General features: G+C 46.3%; 8 protein-coding genes. All 8 read left to right on the forward strand.

Features of this window, described 5'->3' with window-relative positions:
- The first annotated feature begins 39 nt into the window (after nt 1-39).
- The gene (locus DK187_RS19640; protein WP_111609004.1) at nt 40-588 is read left to right on the forward strand and encodes a shikimate kinase; all 549 of its coding nucleotides are present in this window, start codon (nt 40-42) and stop codon (nt 586-588) included.
- Nucleotides 588-1,694, forward strand: coding sequence for a 3-dehydroquinate synthase (aroB, locus tag DK187_RS19645; protein WP_111609005.1), 1,107 nt, complete (start codon nt 588-590; stop codon nt 1,692-1,694). Before DK187_RS19640 ends, aroB begins: the two co-directional genes overlap by 1 nt.
- Before the next feature lie 32 nt (nt 1,695-1,726).
- A complete protein-coding gene (locus DK187_RS19650; RefSeq protein ID WP_111609006.1) occupies nt 1,727-3,271 on the forward strand; it encodes an SPOR domain-containing protein in 1,545 nt (514 codons plus the stop codon).
- Between the two features lie 445 nt (nt 3,272-3,716).
- On the forward strand, nt 3,717-8,168 hold the full coding sequence (gltB, locus tag DK187_RS19655; protein ID WP_111609007.1) for a glutamate synthase large subunit: 4,452 nt from the start codon (nt 3,717-3,719) through the stop codon (nt 8,166-8,168).
- 123 nt (nt 8,169-8,291) lie between these two features.
- Nucleotides 8,292-9,713 (forward strand): FAD-dependent oxidoreductase, encoded by a 1,422-nt coding sequence (locus DK187_RS19660; protein ID WP_111609008.1) that lies wholly within the window; start codon nt 8,292-8,294, stop codon nt 9,711-9,713.
- 170 nt (nt 9,714-9,883) lie between these two features.
- Nucleotides 9,884-10,057 carry a DUF6435 family protein gene (locus DK187_RS19665; protein WP_111609009.1) on the forward strand — a complete coding sequence of 58 codons (174 nt, stop codon included), beginning with the start codon at nt 9,884-9,886 and terminating at the stop codon, nt 10,055-10,057.
- Between the two features lie 93 nt (nt 10,058-10,150).
- Entirely contained in the window at nt 10,151-10,429 is a 279-nt protein-coding gene (locus DK187_RS19670; protein ID WP_111609010.1) for a type II toxin-antitoxin system RelE/ParE family toxin, read from the forward strand.
- Nucleotides 10,429-10,725 (forward strand): HigA family addiction module antitoxin, encoded by a 297-nt coding sequence (locus DK187_RS19675; protein WP_111609011.1) that lies wholly within the window; start codon nt 10,429-10,431, stop codon nt 10,723-10,725. The genes DK187_RS19670 and DK187_RS19675 overlap by 1 nt, the downstream gene beginning before the upstream one ends.
- The last annotated feature ends 130 nt before the right edge of the window (nt 10,726-10,855 follow it).

Raw genomic sequence — 10,855 nt, forward strand, 5'->3', positions numbered from 1 at the left:
GCAGTCTAAATCTGCTTAATTCCGACGTAATTGAATACAATGATAAAAGCCCCCAATATTATTTTAGTAGGCCCGATGGGCGCAGGAAAAACGACCATAGGTCGTTTGATTTCCCAGTCGATGGGCAAAGAATTCTATGACTTAGATAAGGTCATAGAAGACAATGCTGGTGCTGACATTCCCTGGATCTTTGAGCGTGAAGGCGAAGATGGATTTCGTAAGCGTGAAACCCAAGCGTTGGCTTCGATAGCCGAGTCGGATACAGGCGATTGTGTGTTAGCAACAGGCGGCGGTATCGTGATGCGTGAAGAAAATCGTGAGATTCTTCGTGAGAATGCGTTAGTGGTTTATCTCTATGCGTCCGTTGCGCAACAACTTTACCGTACGTCTAAAAGCACTCATCGTCCTCTTTTACAGACGGGCGACCCGAAAGCGACATTAAAAAAGCTATTTGAAGTGCGCGACCCTCTATACCGAGAGGTAGCGAATCTTATTATTGAAACTGATGCTCGTCATCCTAGGTCTGTCGCCAATAAGGTGCTGGATGCGATTCGGCGTCATCTTAAAATGGAGATTACAGTATCCTGATGCGTACGTTAAACGTTGATCTTGGCGATCGTAGTTACCCTATTTTTATTGGTAGAGGGATTCGCCAGCAAAAGTCGCTTTTTGATGATGCTATTCATGGTAAACAAGTCATGATAGTGACCAATGAAACCATTGCTCCTTTGTATTTAGATGCCATGGTCTCCATGCTGTCCGCGGACTACAAAGTGGATACGTGTATTTTGCCGGACGGTGAAGCGTATAAAACGCTGGACACGTATGGCCTGATTATGTCGGCTCTGCTAGAAGCAAAACATAACCGTACGACAACAATTATTGCCCTAGGTGGTGGTGTGGTTGGAGACATGGCTGGCTTTGCGGCGGCAACGTATCAACGTGGTGTGCCTTTTATTCAAGTGCCAACGACTTTATTATCGCAAGTGGATTCTTCCGTTGGTGGCAAAACTGGTGTGAATCATCCCTTAGGTAAAAATATGATTGGGGCGTTTTATCAGCCTCAAGCCGTGATCATTGATACAGAAACCTTATCAAGCTTGCCTCAGCGCGAGTTGTCAGCGGGCATGGCGGAAGTCATTAAGTATGGTTTGATTTGTGATAGGCCATTTTTTGATTGGTTGGAACAAGAAATGGCTCCGTTGATGGCATTGGACAACGATAAAATTAGCGATGCCATTTATCGCTCCTGTTTAGCGAAGGCCACCGTGGTGGCGCAAGACGAGAGAGAAGGTGGAATTCGTGCTATCTTAAACCTAGGTCATACGTTTGGTCACGCAATAGAAACGGAAATGGGCTATGGCAATTGGTTGCACGGTGAAGCGGTTGCGGCTGGTAGTATGTTAGCCATCGATCTTTCTTGGCGCATGGGCAACTTAACCGAACAGGACGTAAGTCGTTCTGTGGCGCTTTTTCAAGCGGCAAATTTACCTGTATTGCCGCCTATGAGTATGACGCTTGAGTGCTTCATTGCACGCATGGCATTGGATAAGAAAGTATTGGATGGTAGCCTACGCTTGGTATTGTTGAGCGCATTAGGGGAAGCGATAGTCACGTCTGACTTCCCAATGGAAGATTTCAATGCTTGTCTTTTGGATGCACTTGAAGCAAGTAAACAAGCGAATTTTGCTTAATCTTGTTGGGTATTTATTGTTGAAGGACGATTATGTCTAAGCCAGACTTTCAGTTTGATCTAGAGGATGCGCTTAATCAGCCGCCAAAAGCCACGCTGAGGGATCCCTTTGGCTCGAAAGATGCGTCTGTCTATTTTGCTTCCGAAGAAGGCAATCAGCAATTGGCCTTACTTGAGCATTTGAGTCGCTATAGTAGCTTGTTGTCTGTGGTTCAAGGACCGCAAGGTAGCGGCAAAAGTCGCTTTTTGATGGAATTTGCCCGACATCAAGATGACACCACTATCATTAGTCACGTGAAAGCCTCCATGCTCATGACCGCGGGGCAGCTATTGCAGGCCATATATTCGGGCTTTGCTGGCCATTTTACGCAACCCCCGAACGAAACAACATTCGGGCCTCTGTTAAAGTTTTCTCATGATTTGGATGTAAAAGGCCAAGCGGCATTAGTGTTAATTGATAATGCTCAAGAACTTAATACCGACGCGGTGAGTATGTTGCTTGATATGATGTCATTGGCAACGGAAAATCAGACGGTTCCTCATGTTGTGCTGTTTAGTGAGTATCCTCTGTCGCGTAACTTAGATGCTTTTCAGCGTTCTCGTTATGAGCAGTTGAGCCATTCCTTTACTCTGGCACCTTATTCTTTAGAGCAAACGCGATCCTATTTATTACATCGTGTTCGTGCGGTTGGAGGCGGAATCAATCTGCCTTTTAACGACAAGCAGATTAAGCAGATTCATCAAGAGTCTGGCGGCTATCCAGGTCGTATTAATCAGATAGCGCAAGCGATGATGGGCAATGGCAATAAAGCCATTAAATCGGGAATGAAATTTAACCTTGCGATGGGATTCCCATTGGCCCACATGGCATTGCTGTCCGTTGTGATGCTGGGGATTCTCGTTGCGGTGTTGTTTTCTGATAAGTCATCGACACCCAGTGCGACGGCAGACAGAACCACTAACGTGATTCCTTTGAGTCCGCGGCAAGGGCAATCCTCGGCTGAGACCATTGCTCGTATTGACGCCATGCAGCGTAAAATAGGTCAAGAAGGCGATGTCATTCTTCCGCCTATTCCCGAAGATACGTCACTGCCTCCGATTAGCATGTCGAATGATGCGTCAACGAATTCACCTTCTATGTTAGCGCCCGCATTACCTACGGCGCCAATCCGTGGCGAAGCTCCTCTGGTCACCGCTACCGCGGCACCTGTTCAGACTGCGCCTGTGCCGACGGCGCCTAAAACAGAGACGGTGAGTGTAAAGCCCACACCAGACCGTTTTGATAAAACCGAGTGGTGGTTATCGCAAAGTCCCAGCCGTTATACGTTACAGCTACTAGGAACGCATAATAAAGGCACTGTACAGGATTTTATCCGCGATCAGGGCGGTGTTGATGCTTTTGGCTACTTTAAGTCGAGACACAATGGTAGAGATTGGTATGTTGTGGTGTATGGCTCTTACCGCAATCGCAGTGAAGCCATAGCGGTTGCAGAATCTCTTCCGAAAGATATTCGTGACCTTAATCCTTGGGCACGCAGTGCTCGTGGAATTCAAGATGATATTAAGAAAGCCAAGTAGTATTAGCGATTTGTGTTTTTTTTATTGAGAATGCCGCATTTTCTTCTGATGACAGTACAGAAAACCTCATCAATCCCCCTTTTTGTGAGGCTTTTGTATAGTAACCCCCTTAATTTAGTAAAAATCACTGTAATTCTCTGAAAAACATCAATGAACAGTGGAATTTTCTGTTTGGAAAAACTCCAGCCATAGATAATTCTCTAAGTCCGCATTATTTGCCGCTAAACCCCCTATAAAAAACGCCAAAATAACATAAAGCAGGCTTGTGCTCGTTTGAGTAGTGCTCGGTGTCAGGGTAGTATGATCGTCCATTTGGGTGGTATTTTGGGTAGATGATAGTCATTCTCGAAGTGAGTGAGTTTATACTTGCGATTTTTAACCCAGCCATCTGATCGTCGAATTTATCTAATAATTATTTTTACGTTTTAACTGTGGGAGTTGGTGTATGAATGCAGGCCTTTATCGTCCTGGCGAGTTCAAAGACAACTGTGGCTTTGGCTTAATTGCGCATATGGAAGGCAATACAAGCCACGAATTGCTCAAGACCGCCATTGAGTCTTTGACATGTATGACACACCGTGGCGGCATTGCTGCCGATGGCAAAACGGGTGATGGTTGTGGTCTTCTTATTCAAAAGCCTGACCTATTTTTACGTGGTGAAGCCCACGCTTTATTCAATCACACCTTGTCTGATCTTTATGGTATCGGCATGGTGTTCCTTGACCAAGATGACGCGCTTGCTCGTGAGCAACGTGAAACCTTATCGAAAAAGCTTACCGATGAAGGTTTGAACGTCGTCGGTTGGCGTGAAGTGCCGATCGATGCGTCTTGTTTAGGTGTTATCGCGATGGATTGCTTGCCGCGTATCGAGCAAGTATTTGTTGATAGCAACCGTATGGATGCTCGTACTTTCGCAACCCGTTTGTTTGTGGCTCGTCGTCAAACAGAGATTGCTTTAGCGCAGTACGAAAACTTCTACATCTGTTCTTTGTCCGACAAAGTGTTGGCGTACAAGGGTTTGATGATGCCAGTGGATTTGCCTTTCTTTTATAAAGACTTAGGCAATGAAAAAATGCAAACCGCGATTTGTGTTTTCCACCAACGTTTCTCTACTAATACCTTGCCTAAGTGGCCATTGGCGCAACCTTTCCGTATGTTGGCGCACAACGGTGAAATCAATACTATTGAAGGTAACCGTAATTGGGCTTTGGCTCGTAGCAGCAAGCTACGTACGCCGCTGATCCCTGAATTACAAGATCTTCAACCTATTGTGAACTTAACCGGTTCTGACTCGTCTTCCATGGATAACATGTTGGAAGTCTTGGTGACTGGTGGCGTGGATATTTTCCGTGCGGCACGTTTGATCATTCCACCGGCGTGGCAGAACGTAGAAAACATGGATCCAGAGTTGCGTGCTTTTTATCAGTACAACTCCATGCACATGGATCCGTGGGACGGCCCAGCGGGCTTAGTAATGACCGATGGTCGTCACGCTATTTGTATGCTTGACCGTAACGGTTTGCGTCCTGCTCGTTGGGTCGTGACGAAAAACGGCTTTATTACACTGGCTTCTGAAGTGGGCACATATGGCTACAAATCAGAAGATGTTGTGTCGAAAGGCCGTGTAGGTCCTGGCCAAATGCTGGTGATCGATACACAAAATGGCAAAGTATTGCACACGGATGACATCGACAATCGTCTTAAGTCTATGCACCCATATAAAAAATGGTTGAAGCAGGAAGCCATTCGTATCGAATCTTTGTTGGAAGAATCGTCTCTTGAGTTCGTTCCTTTTACCAAAGAAGAAATGCTGACGTATCAGAAAATGTTCCAAGTCTCTTATGAAGAGCGTGAGCAAATTTTCCGTCCATTAGCAGAAAGCGGTCATGAAGCTGTTGGCTCTATGGGTGATGACACGCCAATGGCGGTGATGTCCAGTCAGACTCGTCCTGTGACAGATTACTTCCGTCAGAAGTTTGCCCAAGTGACGAACCCACCTATCGATCCGCTGCGCGAATCTGTGGTGATGTCGCTAGAAACGTGTATTGGTGTAGAGCGTAACCTGTTTGAAGAAACGCCAAAACACGCAAACCGTATTATCTTGTCTTCGCCTATCTTATCGGCTCGTAAATACAGTCGTTTATTGGCATTAGATGACCACCGTTTCCGTTTGGTTCGTTTAAACACCAATTACAATCCAGAAGAAGTGTCTCTTGAGCAAGCGATTAAAGACTTGCAATTGAAGGCGGCAGACGTGGTTCGTAATGGTGCTGTGATTGTGGTATTGACCGACCGTGAGATCGTGAAAGGCCATCTACCTATTCCTTCGCCTATGGCCGTTGGTGCGGTGCATCATTATTTGTCTAAGCAAGGTCTACGCTGTGATTCTAACATTATTGCCGACACAGGCTTTGCTCGTGACCCTCATCAATTTGCGGTGTTATTAGGCTTTGGTGCGACAGCAGTTTACCCATATCTTTCTTATCGTTTGATTAACGACATGATTGATAAAGGCGAAGTCTTGGGTGACCCCATTGCTTGTCACGTGAAATACCGTAAAGGCATTAACAAAGGTTTGATGAAGATTATCTCTAAAATGGGGATTTCTACCATTGCCTCTTACCGTGGCGCGCAGTTGTTTGAAGCCGTTGGTTTGGACACGAAAGTGGTCGATCTTTGTTTCAAAGGCGTTGCCAGCCGGATTAAAGGCGCTCGCTTTGAAGATTTCCAACAAGATCAACAAACGATTGCCAATAACGCTTGGAAATTGCGCAAACCGATTCAGCAAGGTGGTTATTTAAAATACGTACATGATGCGGAATACCATGCCTTTAACCCTGATGTGGTGCGTAACTTGCAAACAGCGGTGGGCAGTGGTCGTTTCGAGGACTTCACTAAATACACTGAGCTGGTGAATAATCGTCCTGCTTCTATGTTACGTGATTTGTTTGCGTTATCGGATAAAGCAAAAGCGATTCCATTAGACAGCGTTGAGTCCATCGAAGAGATTTTGCCTCGTTTTGATTCCGCGGGTATGTCTTTGGGTGCCTTGTCACCAGAAGCACATGAAGCACTCGCGCAAGCGATGAACGAATTGGGCTGTCGCTCTAACTCTGGTGAGGGTGGTGAAGACCCAGCTCGTCACGGTACGGAGCGTCGCTCTAAAATCAAGCAAATCGCCTCTGGTCGTTTTGGTGTGACACCAGAATATTTGGTCAACGCGGAAGTGCTACAGATTAAAGTGGCGCAAGGTGCGAAACCGGGTGAAGGTGGTCAGTTACCAGGCGGAAAAGTGAACGGCTTAATTGCTCGTCTACGTTATGCCGTACCGGGTGTGACCTTGATTTCACCACCGCCACATCACGATATTTATTCTATCGAGGATTTGGCTCAGCTGATTTTCGACTTGAAACAAGTGAATCCAGATGCGCTAATTTCTGTGAAATTGGTTTCTGAACCGGGTGTGGGTACGATTGCCGCTGGTGTCGCGAAAGCTTACGCGGATTTGATCACCATCTCTGGTTACGACGGTGGTACGGCGGCATCGCCCATTACCTCTATTCGTCATGCGGGCTCACCATGGGAACTAGGTTTAGCAGAAGCGCAACAAGCGCTTCGTTCTAACGACCTACGTGGCAAAATTCGCCTGCAAACAGACGGTGGTTTAAAAACCGGTCTGGATGTGGTGAAAGCGGCGATTCTAGGGGCAGAAAGCTTTGGTTTTGGTACCACGCCAATGGTGGCGATGGGCTGTAAATTCCTGCGTATCTGTCACTTGAACAACTGTGCGACGGGTGTGGCAACACAGGACCAAGGTTTGCGTGATGATCATTTTATCGGCACGGTCGATATGATTAAAAACTTCTTCCGCTTTATGGCTGAAGATACACGCTTATGGTTGGCGAAGCTGGGTGTGGCAAGTCTGCAAGACTTGATTGGTCGTACCGATCTGTTAACCATTTTACCTGGTGAAACCGATAAGCAACGCAATTTAGACCTATCACCTATTTTGAAAAACGATGCGATTCCAGCGGACAAAGCACAATATTGTGTGACGCCTTTTAACCCACCACACGATAAAGGCCTCTTGGCATTAAAAATGTGGGATACGGTGAAAGACGTGGTTGAAGAAAAAGAAGGCGGTGAGTTTTCTTTTGATGTTACTAACTGTGACCGTTCGATCGGCGCACGTTTGTCTGGTGAGATTGCTAAGCGTTATGGCAACCAAGGTATGTCTGATACGCCGATTACCTTGAAATTGACTGGTACAGCAGGTCAAAGTTTTGGGGTATGGAACGCGGGTGGTTTGCATATGTACCTAGAAGGTGATGCTAACGATTACGTGGGTAAAGGTATGACGGGCGGCAAGTTGGTGATTCGTTCTCCGAAAGGCTCGATTTTCAAATCGCAACATTCCGCCATTATTGGTAACACTTGTTTGTATGGCGCGACGGGCGGTAAATTGTTTGCAGCGGGTACGGCGGGTGAGCGTTTCGCTGTGCGTAACTCCGGTGCCTATACTGTTATTGAAGGCGCAGGCGATCACTGCTGTGAGTACATGACTGGCGGTATGGTCACGGTACTTGGCAATACAGGTTATAACTTTGGTGCGGGTATGACAGGCGGTTTTGCTTATGTACTCGATTTAGACCGTACCTTCGTGGATAAATACAACCACGAGTTGGTGGAAATTCACCGCATCGGTACGGAGTTGACGGAAGAATATCGTTCACACCTTCGCTCTGTGATCGAAGAATACGTCCGAGAAACTGACAGCGAATGGGGCCATGAGATCTTAGAAAACTTCTATGACTACATTGGTAAGTTCTGGCTAGTCAAACCAAAAGCCGCCAGTTTAGGCGCGCTGTTGGCAAACACTCGTCAACGTCCGGAATAAAACACGCTGTTGTGGCGCTTGGCTTGACGAATAAAACGTTGAGCCAAGCGCTGTGAATGAATCAGTCTGACCCATTTGAGAGAAGTGCCGCTTGTTATCAGGCGGCCAAGGAGATAGCAGCTTATGTCTGAGCGCTTGAACAACGTATTTCAATTCGTCGAAGTGGATCGTAAAGATCCTAAAAAGAAGCCTTTAATTACCCGTAAGGCGCAATTCGTCGAAATTTATAAACCCTTTGAAGAAGCCAGTGCGAAAGATCAAGCGCACCGTTGCTTGGAGTGTGGTAACCCTTACTGTGAATGGAAATGCCCCGTTCATAACTACATTCCAAACTGGCTCAAATTAGTCAGTGAAGGCAGTATTTTGGAAGCGGCGGAGTTGAGTCATCAAACCAACTCCTTACCCGAAGTCTGTGGTCGCGTTTGCCCACAAGATCGTCTTTGTGAAGGCGCTTGTACGCTTGGCGAAGGCGGTTTTGGTGCCGTCACCATCGGTTCAGTTGAAAAATACATTACAGACACGGCCTTTGCTTTGGGTTGGCGTCCAGATATGTCTAACGTGGTACCTGTAAACAAAACGGTTGCTATCGTTGGGGCAGGCCCTGCAGGTTTGGCTTGTGCGGACATTTTGGTACGTAATGGCATTAAGCCTGTGGTATTTGATAAATACCCAGAAATCGGTGGCCTGCTGACCTTTGGTATTCCAGAATTCAAACTGGAAAAGAGCGTCATGACGCGTCGTCGTGAAATTTTTGAAGAAATGGGCGTGGAGTTTGTGCTTGGAACGTCTGTTGGTGACGACGTGCCATTCGAACATGTGTTGGAAGAGTACGATGCTGTGTTCTTAGGCATGGGGACTTATAAATACATGAAAGGTGGGTTCCCAGGGGAAGATTTGCCGGGTGTTCACGATGCCTTGGATTACCTGATTTCTAACGTCAACCATTGTTTAGATTTTGAAGAAGACCCAGCCGATTACGTGAACCTAAAAGGCAAACAAGTCGTTGTCTTAGGTGGTGGTGACACGGCGATGGACTGTAACCGTACCGCCATTCGTCAAGGTGCGAAGAGCGTGACTTGTGCGTATCGTCGTGACCAAGAAAACATGCCCGGTTCTCGTAAAGAAGTGCAAAACGCCAAAGAAGAAGGTGTGCAGTTCCTTTTCAACCGTCAGCCAGTCGAAATTATTGGTAACGGCAAAGTGGAAGGCGTCAAGGTGGTGGAGACTCAAATGGGCGCGCCAGACGAAAATGGTCGTCGTACTGCTGAGATCATCGAAGGCAGCGAGCAGATCATTCCTGCCGATACGGTATTGATCGCCTTCGGCTTCCAAGCGAGCCCAGCGCCTTGGTTTGAAAAGTTCGGTATTGAAACCGATGCTCATGGTCGTGTTGTTGCGCCAAAAGACGGTAAATTTATGTTCCAGACGACCAACGAAAAAATCTTTGCTGGTGGTGACATGGTGCGTGGTTCCGACTTGGTGGTAACAGCAATCGACGAAGGTCGTAAGGCGGCTGAAGGAATTATGGATTTCCTCGACGTTTAAGCTTTTTGGGTGGCGTTGATAAAATCAGCCACTGATGACATCGAAGAGAACAAAACGCCAATCAGAGACATCTGGTTGGCGTTTTGTTTTGTTGGTTTGTCAGGAAAAAAGGATCTAAATTCCAATTGCCTGCGTATGAATAAAATCCATCCACAGCGACAGGCTCATTTATGTTTTCTTTTCTTAAGTCCGACCCGATTAAAAAACTCGATAAAGAATATGGCGAGCTGCTAGAAAAAGCCATGCAAGCTCAACGCGGCGGCGACATCAGACTCTATTCAGAGCTGACAGAGAAGGCCGAAGCAGTGAAAGTGAAGCTGGATGACATGAAAGCTAACAGTTAAAGCTTTCATTAATAATATTTGGCTATCTTAATCCCGAAGTTATATTAAAAAACCAATTTCCAAACCGTAACCTTTTAGGTTACGGTTTTGTGTATGATTAAAACTTTCAAACACAAAGGCCTTGAACGTTTTTACAAAACGGGAAGCACGGCAGGAATTCAAGCTAAGCACAAGAATCGCTTAAAGTTGATTCTTTCAAACCTTGATCAAGCTGAAAATATTGATGATATGGACCTTCCTGGTTTGAGACTTCATACGCTCTCTGGCAATCGGGATGGAATTTGGTCTGTCATGGTGAATGGCAACTGGCGAGTAACCTTTCGGTTTGATGGCCGAGATGCTGAAATTGTGAACTACGAGGATTATCACTAATGAGTATGCATAGCCCCGCTCATCCGGGCGAGATCTTAAAAGAGCTCATTATTGAGCCAATGGCGTTAACCATAACGGATGTTTCTGCACATCTTAATGTCAGCAGGAAAACCCTATCTAAGGTGTTAAATGGCAGAGGGGCGATTACCCCAGAAATGGCATTGCGACTCGAGCTGGCTTTCAAGAAGCCCTCTGCAGATCATTGGCTTAGGTTGCAAAATGCTTATGATTTGTGGGCTGTTAGAGAGCATAAGATTGCGTTGAATGTTCAGCCTTATGAACTGCAATATGCGTGAGCTAGCACTAGGTTTGCATAGCTAGATTCAATAAAAAACGCGGTGTCATCGGTATGACACCGCGTTTTTTGTTTGCCCAGCGAAGCTGGCAAACCCGTCAGGTTGAAAGAAACCTGTCTCACCCCGACTG

The organism is Marinomonas arctica (assembly GCF_003259225.1).
GTDB classification, from domain to species: Bacteria; Pseudomonadota; Gammaproteobacteria; order Pseudomonadales; family Marinomonadaceae; genus Marinomonas; species Marinomonas arctica.